Source organism: Parasphingopyxis sp. (assembly GCF_052168295.1).
Classification (GTDB): Bacteria; Pseudomonadota; Alphaproteobacteria; order Sphingomonadales; family Sphingomonadaceae; genus Parasphingopyxis.
Window position 1 is genome coordinate 24753 of sequence record NZ_JBQLZN010000088.1, and the last position, 25068, is coordinate 49820.

The 25068-nt window shown below is 63.2% G+C and carries 20 protein-coding genes and 1 pseudogene; 6 read left to right on the forward strand and 15 right to left on the reverse strand.

Going from position 1 to position 25068, the window contains the following annotated elements; genetic code table 11:
• Positions 1–46: 46 nt before the first annotated feature.
• From ACTS1Z_RS14150 to ACTS1Z_RS14170, 5 genes are all read right to left on the reverse strand, one after another.
• Complete coding sequence (locus tag ACTS1Z_RS14150) at positions 47–1459, reverse strand: sulfatase-like hydrolase/transferase (protein ID WP_442625119.1); 1413 nt, start codon at positions 1457–1459, stop codon at positions 47–49.
• Positions 1460–1502: 43 nt separating this feature from the next.
• Positions 1503–3887, reverse strand: coding sequence for a TonB-dependent receptor (locus ACTS1Z_RS14155; protein WP_442625120.1), 2385 nt, complete (start codon positions 3885–3887; stop codon positions 1503–1505).
• A 94-nt stretch (positions 3888–3981) separates the two neighbouring features.
• Positions 3982–5319 (reverse strand): sulfatase family protein, encoded by a 1338-nt coding sequence (locus ACTS1Z_RS14160; RefSeq protein WP_442625121.1) that lies wholly within the window; start codon positions 5317–5319, stop codon positions 3982–3984.
• 14 nt (positions 5320–5333) lie between these two features.
• Positions 5334–5990, reverse strand: a complete 657-nt coding sequence (locus tag ACTS1Z_RS14165) for a TetR/AcrR family transcriptional regulator (RefSeq protein ID WP_442625122.1) — start codon at positions 5988–5990, stop codon at positions 5334–5336.
• 70 nt (positions 5991–6060) lie between these two features.
• Positions 6061–7446: an MFS transporter gene (locus tag ACTS1Z_RS14170; protein WP_442625123.1), complete on the reverse strand. Its 1386-nt coding sequence runs from the start codon at positions 7444–7446 to the stop codon at positions 6061–6063.
• A gap of 73 nt (positions 7447–7519) precedes the next feature.
• On the opposite strand from ACTS1Z_RS14170, the gene ACTS1Z_RS14175 reads away from it, so the two are divergent.
• The 3 genes from ACTS1Z_RS14175 to xylA are packed head-to-tail and all read left to right on the forward strand — an operon-like array spanning position 7520 to position 11090.
• Entirely contained in the window at positions 7520–8359 is an 840-nt protein-coding gene (locus ACTS1Z_RS14175) for an aldose 1-epimerase (protein ID WP_442625124.1), read from the forward strand.
• On the forward strand, positions 8359–9777 hold the full coding sequence (xylB, locus tag ACTS1Z_RS14180) for a xylulokinase (RefSeq protein ID WP_442625125.1): 1419 nt from the start codon (positions 8359–8361) through the stop codon (positions 9775–9777). The genes ACTS1Z_RS14175 and xylB overlap by 1 nt, the downstream gene beginning before the upstream one ends.
• On the forward strand, positions 9774–11090 hold the full coding sequence (gene xylA, locus ACTS1Z_RS14185) for a xylose isomerase (protein WP_442625126.1): 1317 nt from the start codon (positions 9774–9776) through the stop codon (positions 11088–11090). Before xylB ends, xylA begins: the two co-directional genes overlap by 4 nt.
• Before the next feature lies 1 nt (position 11091).
• Here xylA and ACTS1Z_RS14190 read toward each other — a convergent pair whose 3' ends face one another.
• On the reverse strand, positions 11092–12063 hold the full coding sequence (locus ACTS1Z_RS14190; protein ID WP_442625127.1) for a Gfo/Idh/MocA family protein: 972 nt from the start codon (positions 12061–12063) through the stop codon (positions 11092–11094).
• Positions 12060–12944 (reverse strand): phytanoyl-CoA dioxygenase family protein, encoded by an 885-nt coding sequence (locus ACTS1Z_RS14195; protein ID WP_442625128.1) that lies wholly within the window; start codon positions 12942–12944, stop codon positions 12060–12062. Before ACTS1Z_RS14195 ends, ACTS1Z_RS14190 begins: the two co-directional genes overlap by 4 nt.
• Positions 12945–13012: 68 nt before the next feature.
• On the opposite strand from ACTS1Z_RS14195, the gene ACTS1Z_RS14200 reads away from it, so the two are divergent.
• Both ACTS1Z_RS14200 and ACTS1Z_RS14205 read left to right on the forward strand, forming a co-directional pair.
• Positions 13013–14656: a sulfatase family protein gene (locus tag ACTS1Z_RS14200; protein WP_442625129.1), complete on the forward strand. Its 1644-nt coding sequence runs from the start codon at positions 13013–13015 to the stop codon at positions 14654–14656.
• Positions 14657–14661: 5 nt separating this feature from the next.
• Entirely contained in the window at positions 14662–15534 is an 873-nt protein-coding gene (locus ACTS1Z_RS14205; protein WP_442625130.1) for an alpha/beta hydrolase, read from the forward strand.
• Positions 15535–15540: 6 nt separating this feature from the next.
• Here ACTS1Z_RS14205 and ACTS1Z_RS14210 read toward each other — a convergent pair whose 3' ends face one another.
• From ACTS1Z_RS14210 to ACTS1Z_RS14245, 8 genes and pseudogenes are all read right to left on the reverse strand, one after another.
• Positions 15541–17256 carry a sulfatase family protein gene (locus ACTS1Z_RS14210; RefSeq protein ID WP_442625131.1) on the reverse strand — a complete coding sequence of 572 codons (1716 nt, stop codon included), beginning with the start codon at positions 17254–17256 and terminating at the stop codon, positions 15541–15543.
• 244 nt (positions 17257–17500) lie between these two features.
• Positions 17501–18841: a spinster family MFS transporter gene (locus tag ACTS1Z_RS14215; RefSeq protein WP_442625132.1), complete on the reverse strand. Its 1341-nt coding sequence runs from the start codon at positions 18839–18841 to the stop codon at positions 17501–17503.
• The gene (locus ACTS1Z_RS14220) at positions 18831–20618 is read right to left on the reverse strand and encodes a TonB-dependent receptor (RefSeq protein ID WP_442625138.1); all 1788 of its coding nucleotides are present in this window, start codon (positions 20616–20618) and stop codon (positions 18831–18833) included. Before ACTS1Z_RS14220 ends, ACTS1Z_RS14215 begins: the two co-directional genes overlap by 11 nt.
• Positions 20619–20627: 9 nt before the next feature.
• Positions 20628–21116: pseudogene (locus ACTS1Z_RS14225) on the reverse strand (TonB-dependent receptor plug domain-containing protein); the annotation flags it as partial.
• A 35-nt stretch (positions 21117–21151) separates the two neighbouring features.
• Entirely contained in the window at positions 21152–22522 is a 1371-nt protein-coding gene (locus ACTS1Z_RS14230) for an aromatic ring-hydroxylating oxygenase subunit alpha (protein WP_442625133.1), read from the reverse strand.
• Positions 22519–22788, reverse strand: a complete 270-nt coding sequence (locus ACTS1Z_RS14235) for a hypothetical protein (protein ID WP_442625134.1) — start codon at positions 22786–22788, stop codon at positions 22519–22521. The genes ACTS1Z_RS14230 and ACTS1Z_RS14235 overlap by 4 nt, the downstream gene beginning before the upstream one ends.
• Before the next feature lie 21 nt (positions 22789–22809).
• Entirely contained in the window at positions 22810–23613 is an 804-nt protein-coding gene (locus ACTS1Z_RS14240) for an SDR family NAD(P)-dependent oxidoreductase (RefSeq protein WP_442625135.1), read from the reverse strand.
• A gap of 159 nt (positions 23614–23772) precedes the next feature.
• Complete coding sequence (locus ACTS1Z_RS14245) at positions 23773–24735, reverse strand: helix-turn-helix domain-containing protein (protein ID WP_442625136.1); 963 nt, start codon at positions 24733–24735, stop codon at positions 23773–23775.
• A 193-nt stretch (positions 24736–24928) separates the two neighbouring features.
• On the opposite strand from ACTS1Z_RS14245, the gene ACTS1Z_RS14250 reads away from it, so the two are divergent.
• Positions 24929–25068 (forward strand): FAD-dependent oxidoreductase (locus ACTS1Z_RS14250; protein ID WP_442625139.1); only part of this gene is annotated, 140 nt, incomplete at its 3' end.

Consider the following 25068-nt stretch of genomic DNA (forward strand, 5'->3'; position numbering starts at 1 on the left):
GTTGGCTGGGCACAGCATAGCGGCCGTCGCGCAAGGCTTCGCCATGCTAATAGACTGCATAGGATTCGCGTCCGCAGACCTCGACCGGTCGTTCGAAGAAACTCGGCCAGCTCGGCTCGGGCAAGTCGCGCTCCCAAAGTGAGAGGCGGTCGTCCATTGCCCGGGTCCTGTCCGGAAAGGCCGATGAAAGGTCCGCGGTTTCTGCCGGGTCGTCCCCGAGATTGTAGAGACGGCCCATGGCGTTCGGTGCACGGACGAATTTCCAGTCGCCATCGCGCAGCGCGCTTACCGGCCGCTGCCGCCAGAACAGCGCACGCTCGCGCGCCGGCGCCATGTCGTCGCCGAGCGCCGCGACGAGATCGATCCCGTCAAGTGCGGCGGGACCGGGCGCGTCTGCCACGGCGGCCAGTGTCGGAAAAATGTCGAGCAAAGAGACGGGCTCATCGACGAAGCCGCGTCTGTCGATCCCATTGGGCCAGGACATCAGGAACGGTACCCGGATGCCGCCTTCGAGATGTGTGAACTTTCCGGCATTGATAGGCGCCGAACAATCGCACACGCCGAAGCGCGACGGACAGCCATTGTCCGAGGTGAAGATCACGATCGTGTTCTCGCGGAGCCCTCGGGCTTCGAGTGCGTCGAGAACGTCCCCGATGCCTTCGTCCATCGCCGCGATCATGGCCATATAGACGCGGCGATCATGATCGGGTTCGTCGGCGAACATGTCGTAGTAGCGTTGCGGCACCTGGAAGGGCCGATGCGGCGCATGATGCGCGAGATAGAGGAAAAACGGCTCTTCACCGCCCGTTTCGATGAAGCGCACGGCTTCGCGCGTCAGTTCGTGAGTCAGATAGCGGTTGTAATTGTCAACAAGCTGCCGATCGGCGCCGGTATAGACCGATGAGGCCGCGTCGCGCGGGGTCGTTTCCGGCGTCTCAGGGGGCCGCGCATTCACGATGCCCGGCGCTGCAGGATCGATATAGGTGATCGTACCGGACAGAAAGCCGAAAAACTCGTCGAATCCCCGGTTCGTCGGATATTGATGGTCCTGAACCCCCTGATGCCATTTGCCGACCAGTCCCGTGCGATATCCGGCAGCGTCCAGCGTTTCGGCGATCGTCGTCTCGGATTGGGGCAAGCCGCGCGTGCCGTCTTGCGGAAACATGTTATATTCGAAACCGAAACTTTGAGGGTAGCGGCCCGTCATGAGTGCGGCACGGGAAGGTGCACAGGCCGGCGAGGTCACATAGCCGTTCGTAAACGCTACCCCGTCCGCCGCGATCCTGTCGATGTTCGGCGTTGGAACACGGTCCAGACCGTAGCTCGATACGTCGGACCAGCCGAGATCATCGGCGACGATCAGCACGATATTGGGGCGATCCGCACCCGGCGCTCCGGCCGCTGGAGCGTTAGGCGGCGCGGCCGAGCAGCCCCAGAGCAGGCTGAGAAGCGCGACCATCAAAAGCCTCATCTGCCTGCCCATATATCGAACCGCCGCCGCGTCAGAACCGGAACCGCACCGAGCCGCCGAAATAGCGGTCCGCGTCCCTGGGCCGGAACTGTTGCAGGTTGACCGCGCCGGTAAGCAGCGGGTCCTGGAATATCAGCGCCGCATAGTTGGTATCGAACAGATTCCGCACGAACAGGCTCACCGTAAAATCGTCGTCGATATCACCGATGCCGATGGTAGCATCGACAATAGCATAGCCGTCCTGGATCGTGTTGGGATTCTGGTCGAGTCCGAACTGGACTTCGCTCTGAAAGCGCATCGACGCCTGCACAAACGCCTCGAGCGAATTGCTGATCGGCGCTTCGTAGCGACCGTTCAGCAGCACCCGATATTCGGGTGCGAATGGCAGGCGGGCACCCGACAGGTCCTTCACCCCGCCGACGCAATTCGGATCGAGGACGTTGGGAACGAAGCATTGTCCGTTCGGGAAGCTGCGGATACTGGCATCGGTATAGGTGAACCCGGCATCGAAGGTCAGTCGGTCGGACGGCCTGGCCGAAATCTCGAACTCGACACCCTGGGTGCGCACTTCACCGACATTGGACAGCACGAAGCTGGCCGATTGCAGGTCGAAGGACTGGGCCTGGAAATCCTGATAGTCGGCAAGGAAAGCCGATACGTTGACGGTCAGCGCGCCGTCCAGCCATTGCGAGCGCAGGCCTATCTCGAACGCGTCGGAAGATTCCGGATTGACCACCGGGAATACGTTCCGGTTGCCGGGAATGAAGTCGGGATCGAACGCGACATCGGCGGTCGGCCCCTTATATCCGCGCGCATAGCTCGCATAGACGTTCACATCCGGCGAGAACTCATACTGCACGACTGCACGACCGGTTACCGCCGTGTCCCGGAAGCTGCTGTTCTGGACGATCGGATCGAGATCACCATCGCCGTCATCGTCGACGAAGATGTTCGCCGGCGCGATCTGCGCATTGAGTACGGCATCGCCGGGGAATAGCGGTTCGAGCGGCCGGATGAGGCTGACATCGAGTTCCTCGCGCAACACGCGGATGCCGCCGATCACACGAAAATTGTCGGCGATATTCACGGTGACGTCGGCAAAGGCGGCATAATTCCGGTTGCCGACATCGCCTTCGAAGAAACCCGATTGCGAGAGCGGCAGGATCGGCGGAAAGCCGGGGGCTGGCGGGATCGATATCTGTGGGCAGGCTTCGGGTCCGAGCCCGGCCAGGCAGAGCTTTCTTTCAAAGCGCCGGTCGAGATTGAGGTCGAAGAAGAAGGCTCCGACGATATATTCGAACAGACCGCCCGACGGCGATGTCAGCCGGACTTCCTGCGTGAACTGCTCGAGCCGCGTGCGGCCGCGATTGATGTCGAAGCCCAATATTCCGGGCACACCGACCGATGGCGTGCCGTCGACATCGACATTGTTCTGGAAATCCCACTCGCGATAGCCGGTAACCGACGTGAGCGTATGGTCGCCGATGTTCAGGTTCGCCTCGCCCGAAAAGCCGATCGTTTCCGCGAAATTGGCCGGCACGGCATTGACGTTCACCTCGCGATTGGTCGGGCTTGGCGTGATATTGGGATTGGCCGTGAAGAAGGCCGGCGTGCTGATCTGGCGCGCCTGCCACTGGTTGAGGTCGATATTGCTGTCCCGATACTCACCGATCAGCAGCAGGTCGAAATCGGGCGTGAATTCGAATTCCAGCTTGCCGCGCAGGCCCCAATTTTCCGAACCGTTCACGTCGCTATCGTCGAACTGATTGCGAATATGGCCACCGATATGGGAGTAGTACCCGGTCAGCCGCGCGCCGATGCCGTCGGCGAGCGGTCCCGATACGGTGCCCCGCATTCGATATTCGTCCTGCTCGGCGATGAGCACGTCGCCCTCGAACTCGAACTCGTCGCTCGGCCGACGGGTGACGACGTTGACGACACCTGCCGACGCGTTCTTGCCGAAAAGCGTGCTCTGCGGACCGCGCAGCACCTCGACCCGTTCGATATCGATGAGGTCGGTGAAGGCCTGGCCCTGGCGCGACAGGACAACACCGTCGACGACAAAGGAAACGCTGGGTTCGACTGCGGAACTGAACACCTGGGTGCCGATACCGCGAATCCGAACCGCGCTGTTGATGGTGTTCGTGCCGGTCCCGAAGGTCACGGAAGGGACGAGTTGTTCGATCTCCGAAAGCTCGTCCACCTGGCGGTTGGCCAGATCTTCGGCCGAGAAGGCGGACACCGAAATCGGCACGTCCTGCAATTGCTGTTCGCGCCGTTGCGCGGTGACGATGATCGGCGCGTTGCCGGTCGTGGCCGCCCCTCCCGATGCGGTCTGCGCCGTCGCCGGCGTGCTCAGAAGCGCTGCGGCGATGGCGCCCGGTGCGACACCAGATAGAATCCGTTTGCCTGTCATGATCCCCATTCCTCTCCCAAAGGTCAGACCGGTGCCGGCTTTTGCCGTTCGTTATCCGGTCGGATAACGAACTACTCGCTCACCAATTGGAAAGTCAACTGTCGGGTTCGGAATCGGTATCCTGAGGATCCGGCACGGGCAACCGGAACGGCGGGCGTTCGGGCACGTCGAACCGTTCGCGCGCGGCCATGAGACGGGCCTGCATCTCGGCCAGAATGTCCGGAAAACTATCGGCCAAGCTATAGCGTTCGGCCGGATCGCGGCTCAGGTCGAATAAGAGGAACCAGCCGAACTGGTCGAACGGTAGGTCGAAAGTGCGGTAATAATCCTGGACGACGAGCCGCCAGTTCCCGGCCCGGACCGCGGTCAGATAGGCATTGTTGAAAAAGTAGAGTGCCTCGTGCGGCGAATCGGCGCCGTCGGTCAGCACCGGCCAGATGTCGCGGCCGTCGATCGGCCGGTCGTCTGGCATGGCGGATCCCGTCAGGCCTGCGAATGTCGGCAGCAGATCGATCATCATCGCCGATGCGTCCGATACCGCGCCCGCCGGCAACTGCCCCGGCCACCAGGCGATGAAGGGTACGCGATATCCGGCATCCCAGCTGCCGCCTTTGCGGCCGCGATGGACCCCGGTGGAACCTTCGAACCACGGGCCGTTGTCGCTCGTGAAGATAACCAGCGTGTTGTCCGCCTGTCCCGAATTGCGCAGCGCGTCGAGAAGCCTCCCGGTGTGCCAGTCCAGTTCCTCGACGACATCGCCATAGAGTCCGGCCTCAGAGCGCCCGCGAAACTGTTCGGTCGCGTAGAGCGGAATATGCGGCATCGGATGGGCGAGATAGATGAAAAAGGGGCGCTCGTCCTCGGCTTCGACGATCGCGATCGCGCGGTCGGTGAAGCGCTGCGTCATCGTCGCCTGTTCGACCGGCTGCTCGACCGCCGTTTCGCCCTCGTACAGCGCGAGCGGGTTCATATCGTTGCTGTAGGGAATGCCAAAAAAGGTATCGAAGCCGTGCCTGAGCGGATGATATTCGGGCTGATGTCCGAGATGCCATTTCCCGATCAGCGCCGTGCGATAGCCATTGCCGCCCAGCATCTCGGCGATGGTGATCTCGTCGGCCGGCAGGCCGTGCGTGCTCCAGGGCTGGATCACCTGTTCGGCGAGGCCCGAGCGGATCGCATAGCGGCCGGTCAAGAGGCTCGCGCGCGACGGCGTGCAGACATTGGCGGCAGCGTAGAAGCTCGTCAGCCGAACGCCCTCGGCGGCCATCCGGTCAAGCGCCGGCGTCGCTATCAGGTCGGCGCCGTAGGAGCCGAGATCGCCATAGCCGAGATCGTCTGTGAAGATGACGATGATGTTGGGGCGCTGGGTTCCGGTCGATGCGGCTACGGGTATGGCCGCGACCAGAGAAAACAGTATCAGCAACAGCCTCATAGGCGCCCCTTTCGTCAGTCGTCCTCGACCTTGTGATTGAAAAACAGCTCGATCATCGCCTCCGCATGCGCATCGACGACCTCCTCGGAGAGCGTGTCGACGCCGTAGAGCCGCCGGATTTCGGGTGCGAGCACGAAAATCATCTGGCTGGCGGCGACCAGGATGTAGCTGATCGAGATATCCTGGACGTCGGGCCAGAGCCCCTCGCGCATGTGGCGCAGGAAAGCGGGCCGCGCATCGGCATGCTGCGGCCCGATAAAGTTCTCGACCGCCCAGTCGAGCCGCTTGCCGTCGCGGATCGATTCCTGAACCATGATCCGCGCATGTTCGGGATGACGCGCGCAATAGCGCACATAGCGCCGGATTGCGTTCTTGAGCCGGTCCAGCTCGCTGAGTTTGGCTTCTTCCTTCGCGTCGACCGCAAGCTCCTCGTGCATCCGTTCGAAAAGGAAGCGGACGGCCTCTTTCCAGAGATTGTCCTTGCTGTTGAAATGATATTTGATCAGCGCGTGGTTGACGTCCGCCTCGGCCGCAATATCGCGCAGCGTCGCACCCTCGAAGCCCTTGGCCGCGAAGGTGGTGAGCGCGACATCCAGTATCTTCGCGCGCGTCCGGATCCGCTGCTTCTCCCGCTGGTTCAGGTTGCGCTCGATCTTCGTTGCCTCGTTCATGGAGCCGTCCTCCTCGCGACGGTCCTTAGGCGGCATCCCCGCAAATTGTCCAATCCGGTGAACGCGCTAGTCATGCGCTGCTCGCGCGCCGTTCGCGCCGTTCGAGCACGCGCCCGATCCGCCCGTGCAACCGGGCGTCGATCGGGTAGGCGCGGATGAGCAGGAAGGCGCACACACCGAACAGGGCCGGCAGCAGGGTCATGATCGCCTTGATGCCGTCCATCGTCTCCGCGCTCTGTTCGACATTGGCGCGGTAGCCGACCAGGTCGAGCAATATGCCGAGCAGCGCGGCCGCCAGCCCGAAACTCACTTTCTGGGCGAAGGACATGAGGCCGAAGACCAGGGATTCGCTGCGGACCCCGGTACGCCACTGGCCGAACTCGACCGTGTCGGGCAGCGTCGACCAGAAGGAGAGGACGCCGGCAGCCGAGCCGAGCGCGCCGATGGCGAACAGGGCGGTGACGACGGGCACGGTTTCGTACGGGTTGAAATAGAGCGCCAGCGAGACGGCGATCGAAATCGCGGTGCCCGTCGCCCAGACGAACCGCTTGGAGGTCTTGGCCGTGATCAATGCCCAGACCGGCACGAACAGGGCCATGCCGCCGGTCATCACGGCGAGCGCGGTCCCGGACGCCAGTTCGTCGCCCAGCGTATATTTATAGTAATAGATCAGCGTCTTGCTGGTCAGCACGCTGGCGCCCATGCCGAGCATCGTCGCACCGAAGACGAGCAGGAACGGCCGGTTGGTCTTCAGGGCCGACAGGGCGGACAGCAAGGAGGCCGGCCGCATTTCGGCGTCGACCGGTTGCTCGGGTTCGCGTGTCGTCAGGAAGACGAAGAGAAAGACGGGCAGCGAGAGGGCGGCATAGAGTATCGCCGTCCAGTAGAAGCCCGTCGCCGCATCGCCTTCGCCGAACCAGGCGACGAGGCGCAGCGTGAAGAAAGCGACGAACAGGCCGCCCAGCGTGGCGGCGACCATCCGGTAGGCGGCGAGCTCGTTGCGGACTTCGCTGCTCCGCGTCATTCGCGCCGAGAGCGAGCTGAAGGGGATGGAGAGGATCGTATAAATGGTGCGGAACAGCACATGAGTCGCGCCGGCATAAAGGGCGAGCGCCATGCCCTCGGTGCCCGGATCGGAGAACATGAGGACGAGCGTCACTGCGAGCGGCACGGCACCGAGCAGGATATAGGGCCGATAGCTGCCCCAGCGCGAACGCGTGCGTTCGGCGATATAGCCCATGATCGGATCGGTAATCCCGTCCCAGACCATGGCGATCAGGAAGATGAAGCCCGCCGTCTGGTTGGGCAGGCCGAGGACGTCGGTATAGAAATAGAGCAGGAAGAGGCTGGCGCTGGACCAATAGAGATTGAATCCGAAATCGCCGAAGCCGTAGCTTATCCGGCGCCAGCGCGGCAGATCGGGCGTATGGGGCTGCGCGATTGCATTTCTCTCCAAAGACTGCTTGTTACATTAACCCGATGGTTAGCGAATTGCCAAGTGCGAAGATGAGATGACCGGACAGGCTGGGATGACCGAGGATTTGGCGGCGCTGTCGCTGGCCGCGCGCGACGTCCGGCTTCAGGTGGATCTTGATGGCGGGATCGTTGCGCGCTGGACGATTTCCGACCGCGAGATATTCCGCCCGCTGCCGGAGAATGTCTGCGACCCGATGGAGAAGCCACTGCAATCCGGCTGCTTCCCGCTCGCGCCCTATTGCAACCGGATCGCCGAAGGGCGCTTCGCATTTGCCGGGCGCGACTATCGGGTACCGCTCAACTTCGGCGATCATCCGCACGCGATTCACGGTCTCGCCTGGCAGCGCCGCTGGACGCTCGAAGATCGGGGGCCGCAGCATCTGACGATCGCGCTTGCCGAACCTGCCGGCGACTGGCCCTGGGCGTTTGGCGTCCGGCAGACATTTTGGCTTGAGCCGAATTCGCTCGACATCGCCATCGACCTGACCAATCGCGATGAGCGTGCAATGCCGGCCGGTATCGGTCTCCATCCCTATTTCGCCGACCCGATGGGCGGCACGGTGGAGATCGCCGCCGATACCGTCTTGCTCACGGATCGAAACGGGATCCCGACCAAAGAGGCGCGCTACCCGGATGGCTTGCCCACGCCGCCCGACAATTGCCTGTCGGGCTGGAGCAAGCGGGCGGCGATTGCATGGCCCGATCGCAGGCTCGAGCTGCGCGCATGCGGCCCCCTGGATTATCTCCACTACTTCCAGCCGGCGGATGCGGACTTCCTCTGCCTCGAGCCAATCAGCCATGTGCCGAACGCGCTCAACGGTATCGGCGCGCCGATGACGGTTCTCGATCCCGGCGAAACACTGAGCGGCACCGTGCATATGGATGTGCGGTGATGTGGCTGGGCATCGATATCGGGACGTCGTCGATAAAGACGCTGCTGCTTGGGAGTGACGGCGCGATCGCCGCGCAGGCCGAAGCACCACTCACCGTGTCCCGGCCTCAGCCGCTCTGGTCCGAGCAGGACCCGGAGGACTGGTGGACGGCCACCGAGCGCGCAGTGCTGGACCTGCCGCCGGAACTCCGCAAGACTGTGGGCGGGATCGGGCTCAGCGGCCAGATGCACGGTGCGACTGTGCTCGGTGCAGACGACTCGGTTCTGCGGCCCGCCATCCTGTGGAACGACGGACGCAGTACCGCGCAGTGCGAAGAACTGATGCGCCGCGTTCTCGCCGCAACGGAGATCACCGCCAATCTCGTCATGCCCGGCTTCACGGCGCCCAAGCTGCTCTGGATCGCCGAGCACGAGCCGGACGTCTTCGCGGCGATACGAACCGTCCTGCTGCCCAAGGATTTTGTGCGCCTGCGCATGACCGGCGACAAGGCCAGCGACATGAGCGACGCAGCCGGCACAAGCTGGCTCGATATCGCGGGGCGCGCATGGTCGGACGCGATGCTCGACGCGACCGGCCTTTCCGAACGCCATATGCCGCGACTCTATGAGGGCTGCGAGCCGACCGGCATGTTGCGTCCCGCCGTCGCTGACCGCTGGGGTATGGAAGCGGTGCCGGTCGCGGCCGGGGCAGGGGACAACGCCGCCAGCGCAATCGGGCTCGGTGCCGCCGATCCGGGCGACGCCTTCATATCGCTCGGCACGTCGGGCGTCTTCTTCGTCGCCGACGAGAGTCCGCGCCCGAATCCGGATGCTGCGGTGCATTGCTATTGCCACGCTCTGCCGGAGCGATGGCATCGAATGGGCGTTATCCTGTCTGCGGCCGCGACGCTCGATTGGGCCGCGCGATTTGGCGGATTCGCCAGCGTCGCCGAGGCGCTCGCTGCCGCGGAAAGCGCTAAAGCCGGTCCCTATTTCCTGCCCTATCTGTCCGGCGAGCGCACGCCGCATAACGATGCCGAAGCGACCGGTGCTTTTGCCGGCATCACCGCCGACACCGGACCCGGCGACCTCATTCGCGCGGCGCTGGAGGGCGTCGCCTTTGCACTCGCCGATTGCCACAATGCGCTGGGCGAAGCCGGAGACACGGTCGTCCATCTGGTCGGCGGCGGCAGCCGGTCGGACCACTGGGCGCAGATGATCGCCGATGCGCTGCGCCGTCCGGTTGCCCAGGTCGCAGGCGGCGATGCGGGGGCTGCGCTCGGTGCCGCACAGCTTGGCGCGTTGGCGTCCGGCGCGCCGCCCGATGCGATCCTCTCGCGGCCCGATCCCGGCAAGGTTTTCGAACCCGAAAACGATCTTTCGGACCGCTACGCCGCCTGGTCCCGTCTCTATCCCGCGCTCAAGGGAGTCCACGCATGACCCACTATTTCGACCATATCCCGCCCATTGCCTTCGAAGGCCCGGACAGCGACAATCCGCTCGCATTCCGTGTCTATGAGTCCGAGCGCGTGGTATTCGGCAAGCCGATGCGCGAGCAGTTGCGTATGGCGGTCTGCCTCTGGCACAATTTCGCTTGGGGCGGGCATGACATTTTCGGCGATCCGGCGTTCGAGCGTCCTTGGCTGACCGGGCGCTGGGATGCCGAGAGTAATCGCGTCCGCCTCGATGCCGCCTTCGATTTCATCGCCAAACTTGGCGCGCCCTATTTCTGTTTTCACGATCTCGACGTGATGGAGACACCGGAATCGCTGCGCGACCATGAACGCAAGCTCGCCGATGCCGAATCGATTATCGCGGGGAAGATGGAGGAGACGGGGCTCGGCCTCTTATGGGGTACGGCCAATCTGTTCGGCCATCGCCGCTTCATGGCCGGGGCGGCGACCAATCCCGATCCCGATATTTTCGCCTATGCCGCAGCGCAGGTGAAACTCGCGCTCGAAACGACGCACCGGCTGGGCGGCGAGAATTACGTGCTCTGGGGCGGGCGCGAAGGCTATGACAGCCTCTTGAACACCGATATGCGGCGCGAGCTCGACCAGCTTGGCCGCTTCCTCGCGCTCGTCGCCGAGCACAAGCACAAGATCGGTTTCAAGGGGCTGCTGCTCATCGAACCCAAGCCGCAGGAGCCGGCCAAGCATCAATATGACTATGACGTTGCGACCGTCGCCGGCTTTCTGCGCCGCTATGGGCTCGAGAAAGAATATGCCGTCAATATCGAGGTCAATCACGCGACGCTCGCCGGGCACAGTTTCGAGCATGAAGTGGCGAGCGCCTATGCGCACGACATATTCGGTTCGATCGACATCAATCGCGGCGATCCGCAGAATGGCTGGGATACCGATCAATATCCGAACAATGCCGCGGACCTCGCCGCGGCGATGACGATGATCATGGAGCAGGGCGGCTTCACGAGCGGCGGCTTCAATTTCGACACCAAGCTGCGCCGCCAGTCGATCGATGCCGAAGACATGTTCCACGCGCATATCGGCGGCATGGATACGCTGGCTCGCGCCCTGCTGATCGCGGAGAAGATCATAGAGGACGGCCAGCTCGCCGCCTTCCGCGAACAACGTTATACCGGATGGACCGGCGAGAAGGGGCAGAGAATACTATCCGGCGACCTCAGCCTTGCCGATCTCGCCGAAGAGGCACTGGCCGCCAATCGCGATCCGAGGCCCGTGTCCGGGCGGCAGGAATATCTCGAGAATCTCGTGAACCGGCAGACCGGCTGAATCAGCGCGCTACACCCGCCGCATCGTACAGCGCGTCGATCAGCGCCATATTCGCCACGGCATCGGCGCCACCCGTTTGCGGGTCGGCGGTGCCCGTCAGAACTGCCGCGACGTGATCGAGCTGATGCCAATAGGTGGACTCGCCGTCGATGCTCTCGGTCCGCTCGCGGCAGCCGGTCTCTATCCGGATCTCATGTCCCATATGGGGCGCAAGCGGATTGGTGAAATCGATCCGGCCGGCTGTGCCTTCGATCGAAAGCCGCGCGGCGAAGCTGCAATCCATATCCATCGAACATGCGAGTGAGCCGGTGACGCCCGAGGGAAATGCGAGATCGGCGGTCAGTGAGAGATCGACGCCCGTTTCGCTGAGCAATGCCTCGGCTTGGGTCACGCGTGGTTCCTCTCCGATCACGGTCCGCAGCCAATGAGCCGGATAGCAACCCAGATCCATCAGCGCGCCGCCGCCAAGTTTTGGATCGTGGCGCAGCTCGCCGTCCTTGGCCGGGATCGGGACGGTGAAGAGCCCCTCGACGGACACCGGATCGCCAATCGCGCCTTCGTTCAGCAGGCCGAGAAAGTGTTCGAATGCCGGATGAAAGCGATAGTGAAAGGCTTCGATCAAGTGCCGGCCGCTTGCCTCGGCCGCCTTCACCATCGCGCGCGCTTCGCCCGCGTTCATCGCGAAGGGTTTTTCGCACAGGACATGCTTGCCGGCTTCCAGCGCGACGATCGACAGATCGGCGTGACGCGACGGCGGCAGTGCGTTGTAGATCAGATCGATATCCGCCCTGGTGATCAGCGCCGCATAACCGGACTCGACATCGGCGATGCCATGCTTTTCGGCATAGGTTCGGGCTCTCTCCGCATCGCGGCTGGCGACGGCTACGATCTCGACATCCGTCCGTTCGGCCGCCGGCGCGATCAGCGCATATTCGGCAACCCGCGCCGCGCCCAATATGCCGATCCGGATCATGCGTCCGTCTTGCGCTCCTCGGCCATCGCGATCAACCGCTGGAACAGCAGCCCGGCCTGGGCCGGATCTTCGGGTCGGACGAAGGGGAAGGTGATCTCCTCCTTGCCCTTCCATGCATAGGGGTCCTCGCCCGCGACAAGCACGAAATCGCGCACATCGACATGCGGAGCGGGCGGCAGTCCGAACGTCCAGGGCAGGTAGGACCGTGCGTTCATATAGTGATTGACGATCGCGCGCCGGAACCCTTCGGTCTGCGTGTTCTCGAGCGACCGGTGCAGCACATAGCCGTCGAAAAAGACGACGCTGCCGGCGGGCACCTCGACCGCCACGCCACCCTCGCACTCATAGGGAAAGTCATAGGCTTCCTCGGAACTGTCGAAGCGGGGATCGCCATGCGGTTTCGTCGGCCACAAGATGCCATGCTTGTGACTGCCCGGATGCATCCACAGACAGCCATTCTCTACCGTCGCATCGTCGAGCGCGATCCATACACCGCATAGCGAGCGGTCGCGCGTCGCGATGTAATGCTCGTCCTGATGCCAGGCCTGGCCCGGTTTACCGGCATTCTTGGCGAACAGCATCGATTGCATGCATTTGACGTCCGGCCCGATCAGCGCGGTCAGGACGTCCGCGACCCGCGCATCCTTCACCACATCGAGCATGACCGGCGATGCCTTGTGCGGGAAGTGGATCGCGAGCACGTTCGAGATTGTCGGCCCGTCGCCTTCGATCAGATCGGTGCCCATGATCTCGCCGCGCTCGCCCTCGACGATCGCCGTCGCTTCGTCGCGCAGCCGCTCGATTTCGTCGCTGTCGAACAGTTTTTCGATCGCGATATAGCCGTCGCGCGCATACGCCTCGCGCATTGCATCCCGGTCCATTGGCCTCTCCCATTGCCGACTCGCGCCAGAATAGGCTAACCATTTGGAGAATGAAAAGGGGGGATGCGATGAAAGGATCGCCGATCGGCCGTAAGATGCTGCGCTGGGCCGCCATGTGCATGGCTTTGCTCGCCGCGCCCGGCGCCTTGGCGCAGACCGATCAGCGTCCCAACATCATCCTGATCCTCACAGACGATCAGCGCTTCGACGCCTTTGGCGCGCTCACCCCCGGCCTAGAGACCCCGGCGATGGACCGGTTGCTGCGCGAAGGCCTGCATTTCCGCAATGCGTTCGTCACGACCTCGCTCTGCTCGCCGAGCCGCGCCTCGCTCATCACGGGCATGGCGATGCGCAATCATGGCGTGGTGGATAACAACAGCCCGACGCCCGAGAATTTCCGCCCCTTTTCGGTGCAGCTCGACGAGGCCGGCTACGATACGGCGTTCATCGGCAAATGGCATATGGGCCATGCCGATGCCTCGCCCAAGCCGGGTTTCGACCGCTGGGTGAGCTTCGAAGGGCAGGGCAATTACGGCCCCGTCGACGCCTTTGGCCGGCCGAGCCTTTTCAATGTCGACGGAGAAGAAGTGCCGCAGCGCGGTTATATCACTGACGAACTCACCGATTATGCGCTCGACTGGCTCGAAGACCGTAGCGAGACGCCCTTCTTCCTCTATCTCTCGCACAAGGCCGCACATCTGCCCTTCACGCCCGCCGCGCGCCATCGCGGCCAATATGCGGAGACCGATTTCCCCCGTCCGCCGAGCTGGTCGCCAGACGCACGGACCGGCCCGGTGCCGATGTGGCTGTCGATGCAGCGCAACAGCTGGTCGGGCGTCGATTTCACCTATTACAGCCACAGTCCGCTGATCGCCTTTCAGCGCGACTATTATGCCTCGCTCTCGGCGGTGGACGACAACCTTGCGCGCATTCTCGCCTGGGTAGAGGCCAATCCCAATGGCCGCGACACGATCATCATCTTCACGAGCGACAATGGCTTCATGTTCGGCGAGCAGGGGTTGATCGACAAGCGTGCCGCCTATGAGTCTTCGATCCGCGTGCCGCTGATCGTCCATGCGCCGGCGCGTTTCGGGCAAGGGCGGGCGGTCGAGGCGATCGCACGCAACATCGATATCGCGCCGACTATCCTCGACCTCGCCGGCCTTGCCGTTCCCGACCATTATGACGGCCGCAGCCTGCTTCCGGCGGTGTCCGGGGCGGAAGGCGAAAGCCCGGCGCTGGTCTACGAATATTTCTGGGAGTTCAACTATCCGCAGACCCCCTCGACCTTCGCGCTGCGCACCGATCGCTACAAATATATCCAGTATCACGGCGTCTGGGACACCGAGGAGCTGTTCGATCTCCACGCCGACCCGGACGAACTCGTCAACCTGATCGGCGATCCGGATCACGCGGAACGCGTTCGCACGATGCGCGCGGAGCTGCATCAGGCCCTCTCGCGCGGCGATGCGCGCCCGGCCATACCCTTTACGACCCGGTTCAATCAGGGTGCGGTCTTCTGGTCGCCCGATGCCGCCGCGTCGGTCCCGTTTCCGCCGCGCTGGCGCCGCACGCCCGATGCGGCTGACCGCTATGAGCATATCCTGCCCGACGGTCCCGAAAAGGACCAGCAATTGCAGGCGATCACGCCGGCCGTCGGACGGATCCTCAACCCCGGCGCGGATGACGGGGAAGAGGTGGAGAGGGAGTAAGTCCGATGAACGCCGAGATCGAACAGCTGAAGGCGATGATCGCCGCCGGCATGCCGGACGGGCCGCAGACTCTTGATGAGCGGCGCGCGGGCATGGAAGAAATGGCGCGTGCCTTTCCGGCGCCCGCCGGCGTTGCATATCAGGAAACCGAGATTGCCGGCGTATCCGTGCTCGAGGCGCAGCCCGAGGCCGGCGTCAGTGATGGCCCTCTCATCCTCTATTTCCATGGCGGCGGCTATGTCAGCGGATCGGTGCGCACACATCGCAACTTTGCGGGCGAACTGGCGCTGCGAACGGGGCTCAAGCTGGTTTCGGTCGATTACCGGCTGGCGCCCGAACATCCCTATCCCGCCGCGCTAGACGATGCGCGGGTCTTATACGATGCGCTCGCCGGCGATACGCCGCTCGTGCTCGCCGGGGACAGCGCCGGGGGCGGGCTCGCACTATCGCTGGCCCTGGCCGTCAAGGCGGCGGACGGGCCTCAGCCTCAGCGGCTCGCCCTACTCTGCCCCTGGGTCGACCTTTCCTGCACCAATGTGAGCTTCGCCGAAGTCGCCGAGCATGACCCGATCATCGATCAGGAGCGGCTGGCCGGGGACGGGCGGCACTATCTCGGCGGTGCGGATGCGCGCGATCCCGGCCCGTCGCCGCTGTTCGGCGATCTTGCCGGACTGCCGCCGCTGCTGATCCAAGCGGCCGAGCATGATTCGCTGGTAGGCGAAGCGCGGGAGCTGGCCGAGAAAGCCGAAGGCGCCGGCGTCGCCGTCACCTATCGCGAATATCCGGAAATGGTGCACGTCTTCCAGCTGTTCCACGCCATGCTGACGCCCGGCCGCGCGGCGCTCGACGAGGCGGCGGAGTTCCTGAAGAACGGCTAGCCGCGATCAGCCGCCGATTTCGAAGCGCACGGCTTCGCTTTCGGCATAGCCATAGCGGATAGCCTTGGCCCAAAGCGTCTGGCCTGCCGTCACCATGACCGGCCCGGCATAGATGCGCCAAGCGGTCGGCTCCGTATCGCCGAAACCATAGGCGATCGAGGCACCGTCGGTATCGCTGAGCAGCCGCGCTGCGCCGTTCTCCATCACGATCTCCGGCGCCGCCGTTGCCGGCTGTTCGCCGCCCGGCCACATCGCCTCGATCATCTGCATCTCGGGTACGCGCGCCCAGTCGCCGACGCGTGCGATCCAGTCGTCCATCGCCGCGCGCATTCTGGCGAGCGTCGCCGCATGGGCCGGATCGTCGGCGAGATTGACGACCTCATGCGGGTCGGCTGCGGTGTCGTAGAGTTCCTCGCGCGGCCGGTCCGGATCGACGAGGCGCTGCTGGACGGGCGTCAGCTCGCCGGCCGCCGCAAGCCGCCAGATTTCCTGCGTCGTCGGCAGCGCATCGCGAAACGGTACAGGGCGCAGATAGGCGAATTCGGGCATATAGTTGCGGATATATTTGAAGCGATCGTCGCGCACCGCGCGCGAACGGTCAGTCACCGTGTCGACGCGGTCGTGCGCGGCGAAGATGTAGCGGCGCGCCGCATCCGCGATGAAATCCCGCCCCTGATGCCAGCTCATCGGCTCGCCGCCCGCCCAGCCGAGGATCGTCGGCGCGAGGTCGACGAAGCTGATCAGCCGCTCGTCCACGGTCCCCGCGCCGCGCAGATCGGGGAAGCGGATCATCATCGGCACGCGCAGGCCGCTGTCATAGACGCTGCGCTTCATCCGCGGTAGCCCGTCGCCATGATCGGTGGTGACGATGACGATCGTCTCGTCGAGCAGCCCGTCTTCCTCTAGCAGTTCGAGGATCGTCGCGAGCTGCCGTTCGGCAAAGGCGATATTGTCGTAATGGCGGGCGATATCGGTACGCACGACCGGCGTATCCGGCAGATAGGGGGGCACTTCGACCGATGCGGGATCGGTGATGTGCGGCTTGTCGGCGAGATCGCGACGGTTGCGTTCGGTGACGATGCGGATCAGCGGATTGTCGCTCTCGCGCTCCTCGGGCCAGATATAGCTTTCGTGCGTCAGCAATATGTTGAACATCGAGAAGAAGGGCTGGCCCGGCGCCCGACCGCGCCAGTCGGGCGTCTGGCTCGCCTCGGAGATCGGCACGTCGCGATCCCAGATCGTGAAGGGTTCGCCGAACTGGTAATCGGTCTTGCCGTTATTGGTCGTGTAATAGCCGAGACCGCGCAGAAGTTCGGGAAAGGCGCGGATGCCGGGCGGCGGCACCGCCTCATATTCGATCGGCCCGCCCCCCGTCATGCCCGCGATCGGCGCGCGCGTACGCATGTGGTGGGTGCCGAGCGTCTGCTGGTGGACGCCGGTGATCAACGAGGAGCGGCTCGGCGCACACACGCCCGAGGTCGTGAAGGTGTTCGGAAAACGGATGGCCTCGCGTGCGAAAGCATCGAGCACCGGCGTTTGCGCGACAGGGTCGCCAAACGCGCCAATCCGCGGGCTCATATCTTCGAACACTATGAGGACGATGTTCGGCGTTGCGGCCGTGTCGCCCGACATATCGGCCGCTTGCGACTGGCCATGCCAGAGCGCGACGCCGAGCAGCGCCATACCGACGATAGCCGCGCGCAGATACCACAGAAAAGCCATTCGCCACCCTCCCTTATTTCGTTAACCAATCGGATAGCAGAGAAGCGCGCAATATAAAAGTCAGGGGCTCGGCGACTCGTGATCGCTACTTTATAAGACCACTACGAAAGATACGAAGCCGCAGAAACTTGTTTGGAAAACAATGATGCGCGACGCAGTCTGGAGCGAATGCGTCTCTGGCAGCGAGTTTGCTGCTAGCCATGAAGTACGTGGAAATTTCCCGCGCCCGCAGAATGTCTCGCGGTCAATTTGGCCGAAAAGCTCCGGCCTGACCCAGGGCGCGGCCGGCGAGGTAATAGTGGAGCCCGCACCAGATGTTTACCACGGCCGGGACGAGCAGCGCCATTCTAAGGGACTCTTCTCCATACTGCCCGGAGAAAAGGTCGGACAGGATGCCCACGACTTGGGGACCGAGACCCATCCCGATGATGTTGAGCAGGAACAGCAGGATGCTCGACGCTACGGCGCGCATCCTGATATCGACGAGCGATTGAACCAGGGCGAACGTAGGGCCCAGCGAGAAGCCGCTGAGGAACGCGGGGACCGCAAAGAGCAGCAGCGCGGTGCGCGTGTCCTCCGCCATGAAGAAACCGACGAAGAACGGCACGGTCAGAACTTTCGCCGCGCCGACGACCCATGCCCGCCAGCGCTCGTCTCGCTTCGCCAGCCCGTCCGCCAGATAGCCGGCCGAATAGGTGCCGATGCCGCCGAGCACGCCGGACATGAGCGCCAGCACGATACCGACTTCCGCCGGCGAAAGGCCGTGCGAACGCATCAGGAAAGTCGGCGTCCACATGACGATCCCATATCCGCTGAAGCCCGCAACCGCCGCCCCCAGTGTCAGATGCCGGAGCGCCGGAGTCCGCCAGATCTTGCGCCATACGTTGCGGAGAGGTGGCGCCTTTTCGTCGGGCTTTGCGACTTTGGTTTCCGACGCACCGCGCTTGGGTTCGATCAATGTAAAGAATGTGATTGCCGCAATCAGCAGTCCGGGCAGACCGACGGCGATCAGCGTCCAGCGCCAGCCCCAGGCCTCACTCATGAAACCGCCGCCCAGATAGGCGATCAGGACACCGAGATTGACGCCGACGGCAAACATCCCGAGTGCCGTCGCGCGGAGGCTCGCGGGGAACAGGTCGGAGATGAGCGAATGCGACGGCGGCGAAGATCCCGCCTCGCCAACCCCCACGCCGATCCGCGCCAGCGCCAGCTGCAGGAAATTCTGGGCATAGCCGCACAGGACCGTCATGCCGCTCCAGATGACGACCGCGGCCGTGATGATGTTCCGCCGATTGCTGCGATCGGCGATCATCGCAATCGGGATGCCGAGCGTCGCATAGAAAACCGCGAAGGTCAGTCCGACCAGAAAACCGAGCTGCGTATCGCTCGCTCCGAGATCCTGGCCGATCGGCTCGAGCAGGATCGCGACGATCTGGCGGTCGACATGGCTCGACGTGTAAACGAGCGTCAGGACGCCGAGCGCATACCAGCGATACCAGGACCGACGTGCAAACCATTGACGGAGACGGGTATCTCCTTCCGCGCCGACCGCGGGGGCCGGCTGCTCGACGGCATCAATAGTCATATGAGAGAGAAAAGCCGACCTGCCGCCCAATGCCAAGGAATTGTGCATATCCGCCGGAGAAGGCTGCAACGTCGAGGATCCGGGTCGGGTAGATTTCGTCGAACGCGTTGCGGATCCATACAGAGAACACCCCGCCCTCAAACGGTTCGAAACCCGCCTCGAAATTGGCGACCCAATAGGAAGGGATCCGCGTGTTCGGATCGAGATCGAGATCGGAGATCACCGAATCCTGCCAGGCGGCATCGCCGCGCAGGAAGACGGGCACCGATCCGAGATCGAAGTCGTAGCGCGCGCCCAGCGTAAGCGCCAGTTCGGGCACCTGATTGACTGCGCGGCCGGACAGATCCTGCCCGCCCGCCGCGTTGGAACAGCTTCCCGCGGACACTTGAGGCACGGTGCACGGCACGCCGAGGAACTCGACAAATTCAGCGTCCGTATAGGCCAGGTTGAAATAGGTCTGCAGCCCCTCGATCGGGGTCGCGCTGAAATCGATTTCGACGCCCATGCTGCGCACCTTGCCGGCATTGCGCAGAACGAAGGTCGCCGTCTGTGGGTCGAAGGCCGTCGCCTGAAAATCCCGGACGTTGCTGAGATAGGTGACGATATCGAGCCGGATATCGCCGCCGAGCAGCGCGCTTTTGAACCCCAGTTCGTAGTTCGTCACGATTTCGGGCTCGAGCGTCGGATCGGAGCCGGGATTGGCGATGCCGCCACTGATGCTGACATCGATCGCCGGCCCCTTATAGCCGCGCGAGGCCGCCGCATAGACCATGATATCGTCGGTGATGTTGTATTCGATGCCCGCGGTGCCCGCCCAGTTCGTATCCGTCGCCCGCGCATTGCCGGTCCGCAAACCGGTCGGGAAGAAGAAGAAATTGCCGTTGCTTACGAAATCCGCTTCGATCTCGTCGCGGATGAGCCGCGCGCCGGCGAATATTTCCCAATTTTCGCTGATTTCAAACGTCGCATGTCCGTATAGCGCGAAATTCTCGCTCTCGACGACCGTCGTCTGCAGCGTCTGCAGCGGAACGCCATTGGTCAGGAAAGTGCCCGTACCCAGATCCGCATCGACATCGAAGCGCTGCTCGAAATGATAGAGGCCGAGAATGTAGGAGAAGCGATCCTCGGCCGGGGAAATGAATTGCAGCTCCTGCGACGTCACTTCCATGTCGCGGAAGATATCGAACACGTTGGCGAGATCGATATCGAGCATGTCGCTGTCCGTCAGCGCACGCTGCTCCCAACTGCGATATCCGAAAATGGCTCTGATTTCGGACCCGTCGTCGAAACTGTAAGACGGGGTCAGCGTCGCGTGGATCACGTCGTTCGTATGCCGGATCGGGGCGTCGGAGATGTTCACGGTATTGCCGATGCTCGGCTGCACGCCGTTGGCCGCGATCCGCGACAGGAACAGCCGGCCGAACGTGCTCTGGTTCGCGATATCCGTATCGACGAAGCTGAACGTCCGCGCACAGCAATCCTGCTCCTGCTCGAACACTTCGATCGAGCCGTCTAGGCGGAACGCGCCGAGGTCCAGCCGGCTCTTCAGCCGCACACCCCAGCTCTCGCCCCGATTTTCGGTTACATTGCGAACCGGATTGTCGATAAAGCCTTCGTCCTGGTTCGAATAGAAGCCCGACAGACGCAGGCTCCAATTATCGGTGATCGGACCGCTGACATGCGCTTCCAGCCGCGTGGCATCGAATGTCGGGCTATACTCGGCGTCGACGCCCGCTTCGAAAACGTCGGTAGGGTCCGCCGTCAGGATCGAGATCACACCGGCCGAGGCGTTCTTGCCGAACAATGTACCCTGCGGGCCGCGCAGTATTTCGATCCTTTCGATGTCCCAGAATTCCAGCAGTCCCGAGCCGCTCGATCCGGTGACGACTTCGTCGACGAGCACGCTGACGCTTTGCTCGATCCCGTCCGCCAGCGTCGATCCCCCGATACCCCTGACCTTGAAGCCTTCGCCGGCAACGCCGCTCGAACCGTTCAAAGTCAGCGAAGGGGTAGTCAGGGCAAGATCGTTCACCTCGCGCACGCCGAACGACTCCACCGTTTCGGGCGACAATACGCCGATCGACACGGGTACGTCCGTGATGCTTTCGTCCCGGCGTTGGGCGGTGACGACGATAACGCCTGACGATTGCTGCGTCCCGGCGGCGCTCGCCTCTTCCGTCTGCGCCAGGGCGCCAGTCGACCAGCCCCCCAGGGCCATCGGCGCCATGAGCGCCAGCAGCGAACAGTTTCTCGATATTCTCGACCTTACAGCCATTTCCGCTCCCCTTCCATCATACTGTTTTTACAGTTTTATTCGGTCTTTCGTTCGATCGCCCCGACATGCTCGTCGAGCAGACGATGAAAATGCCGGATCAGCGATTCCTGGTATTTTGCGAGCGTCACCTCGTCGTGCGACGCGCCTTCGAGGCCGATCTGGACGGCCTCCAAATTGGTCGCGTCCTGATCCTCGATCAGGGCGAGACCGCCGAGTTCACTCGCGACCCGCCAGGATTCGTCCGGCCCCACGGTCCTGTGTTCGGCCGCTTCGGGCCGCTCACCGTCGAACGGCGCGAGCAGCACGACGTCCATGACGCTCATGTCGTGCCGGTTCTTGTAGGGCCGCCAGCGATACATCTGCCTGACACCCGGGCCGCCGAAGAGCAGGAAGTTCGGGAAGACCGAATAGGCGATCGTATCCATCAGCTCCGAGTTGCAATATTCGTCCGCCTTGTCCCCGATCGAGTCCTTGAGCGCCGCGCGCCCCTGCGTCGCCGCATAGTCGCGCGCGCGTTCGCCTTCCGGCACGGGTGGCCCTTCGGCACCGGCCAGATATTGATAGGTCAGCGAGTTGAGCCGCTCCTGTTCGGTGGGCTTGTTGGCAAGCGCGGGCGTATCCCCCATCAGCGGGGCCATGCCACGCCCGACGGTATCGTATACGTCGAACTGCGAGGTGAATGCGCCGAAACTCGCCAGCAATTGCGGGTGGGTGGCGTAGACGTGCCAGGTTTCGAGGAAGCCCTCCTTGTTGATCTTCCAGTTGCAGCGCATGATCTTGGAAACGTCGGCGATGATCGCGCGATCCTGCAGGTCCCAGCGCGCGAAGTGGTCGGGCAATATGTCCAGCGTATCGGCCAGCGGACTTGGATCCTCGTCGAGATTCACGAAGACGAAGCCCGCCCATGTATCGACATGGACTTCGGGCAGGCTGAATTTCTCGCGCTCGACGTGCGGTAGGTCCCAGGGCGTCGGCACCGTTTTGAGATCGCCGTCCAGCTTCCAGGCGAAACCGTGGAACGGGCAACGCAGCTCGCTTACGCGGGCATTGTAATCGCACAGACGCCGGCCGCGATGGAGACACACATTGCGGAACGCCTTGATGGCCCCAGAACGCTGCCGGACCAGCACGATGGATATGCCGCAAATATCGTAGACGAACGTGTCGCCGGCCTCGGGGATCTGTTCCTCGCGGCAGGCCCATTGCCACGTTTTCTTCCAGACGCCTTCGATCTCCTTTTCGTGATAGTCGCGCGAGATATATTTCTCGATCGGCACCGTATCCGGCCCCGTCGTATCGGGTCGGATTTCGCGCAGGAAATCGGGGATCGGCCGTTCTTCGCGATCGAGCTCTTTCTGGTAATGCGCGCCGGGCGCTGGCGCGGCGGTTTTCTCTTTGGATTTCATTGCGATTCCTCTCCGGCCTCGGTCTTGCGACGGCCCGCTCCATGATCTTTTTGCAGACGCTGATTGCGGAACGGCACGGAGTCGCCGTAATTGTGGCCCGCCATCCAGATGCACATCATCGGGTCCGCCTCGCGCAGCTCCCCGCTGATCCAGGAGCCGTCTCGCCGGAACAGCCCGTTCTTGTCGCCCCGCTCGACCCGCACATCGCCGTCCTCGTCGGTATAGATATCCCCCGTGATCGGGTGTTTCATTCGTGCCGTGCCCATATCGCGCGACCTCCTTTCCGCTCAGATCACGACGGCGGACATTCCGCCGTCCACGGTCAGGATAGCGCCATTGACGAATTTCGCCTCTTCCGATGCGAGATAAGCGGCGGCAAAGGCGACATCGTCCGGCTCGCCCCAGCGGCCCTGCGGGTTGCGCGCCTTGACCCAGCTGTCCGCTTGGCTGTTCTCGCGTATGGCCGCGGTCATGTCCGTCGCGATAAACCCCGGCGCGATCGCATTGGCCGTGATGCCGAAAGGCGCAAATTCGAGCGCGAGCGACTTGGTCAGTCCCATCAGCGCATGTTTGGTCGTGACATAAGCCGCCCGGTCCCGCGCCGCGAAAAGGCCGGCGGCAGAGGAAATATTGATGATCCGCCCATATTCGCGCTCGCGCATGTGCGCGCCGGCGCGCTGTGCGAGCAGGAAACAGGATGTGAGGTTCGCATCGAGCATAGTGCGCCAATCGGCGAGCGCAGTTTCCGCGATTGATGAGCGGCTGGCGAGGCCTGCATTGTTCACCAAGATGTCGAGGCGGCCATGATCCGAAACGATGGCGTCGATCGCGCGTTCGCAGGCCGGCATGTCCGTGACGTCGAACGAGGCGGTCCCCGCGTTCGCGCCGCTCTCCTCCAACCGCTCCGCCAGCGCGGCGAGCTGGTCCGGATCGCGGCCATGCACGATGACGTGCGCGCCCTGCCGGGCGAAAGCAACGGCCATCGCATGACCCAGTCCGCGGCTGCTCCCGGTCACGAGAGCTACCTTTCCTTTCAATGAAAAGAGAGGATGGGCGCCGGTTTCTTGTCGCTCGGACGTCGCTGTCGCCATGTACGTGCCTCGTGCCGTTTACGTGGCGACACCGTAGCGAGCGGGATTTGTCCGAGCTTGCCTGTGCGTGCCCGATACATGCCCAGGCGTGCCTTTCACGGGAGTCAGGTATGATTTGACCGCGATTTGAGCGGGGTGCCGTACGGTTCCGGCGACAGGCTAGGCCGACAGCCGGTCCTCTTTCGGCGACAGGCCGAAACGCTGTTTATAGCTCCGGCTGAAATGGCTGAAGCTGGAAAAGCCGGTGCTCATCGCGACGTTGCCGATCGACAGCGACCGGTTTTGCGGCGCCTTGAGCAAACGGCGGCTCTCCAGAAGCCGGCGTTCGATCAACCATTGGTTAGGCGTGGTCCCGTCATCTTCGAACAACCGGTAAAGCTTGCGGAGTGACATGCCGCACCCTTGCGCGATCGTCCGAGGATCGAGGTCGGGCCGCGACAGGTTCCGCTCGATAAAATATTTCACGAGCAGCAATTCCGCGCCCGATCCGCCATCGTCATCTGCGTCCGTGCCGTTTCGGCCGCCATCGAGGCCCGGTATGGCCGTGCCGATCAGATCGAGCAGGTTGGTGACCAGCAGGTTGGCCTTGGGCGCATCGAGATTCATCGCGCCGCTCGACAGCGACACGATCATGCCCCTGATAATCTCGGTCATGATATCGCCGCCGGAAAGAATTTCGCCGACCGGTACGCTGCCGCCAAACCTGTCCGCCACCGAGCCATGGCCGAGCCGGACGCTGACCTGCCGATAGGGCTGAACGAAATCGAAGCGAACCGGCCGCGTCCCGTCCACCAGCGTCAGATCGCCCGGACGCAGCGATACAAGGTGATTGGCCTGTTCGACCTGCGCCTCCCCCGCCATCTGCAGGATCAGGCAGCAGCCGGGGCGCATCGCCGCACGCTGATGCAGCCGGTCATGTGCCACAAGGCAGCGCCCGGCGTGCATATCCGCGATATCGAGGTCGCCGACCATCCAGTGGCTTATCCGGGCCTCGAACGGATCGCCGCCATGCGGTTTGGGATCGAAACCCGGGAAAAGCTCCTGGATCGCATCGCGCCATCCGGAAAACGACTTGATCGTTTTCGGCTTGGTCAGTGTGCTGAGAGGCGCGATACTGTGCATGTCAGATTTGCGACACTACCGCCGTTTCGCCAAAATTCAAAACGCTTGCCGAGTTGCCACGAACGCGCGGCTCGTTTAGCGAGAGCGGCCGCCATACCGACAGCCGGTTCAGCTGGGGGCGTTCCGCTTTTCCGATTGAACAGGCGCTTGCACTGCGCCTAAGGGCATGCCCGCATGTGGGAGATCGGTAGCCATGGCGGATGTTGACGAAGTCGAATGCGTGGTAATCGGGGCGGGTGTCGTCGGCCTCGCCTGCGCCGCGGCAATCGCCAAATCGGGTCGCGAAGTGCTTGTCCTCGAAGCGGAAAACGCGATCGGCATGCACAGCAGCAG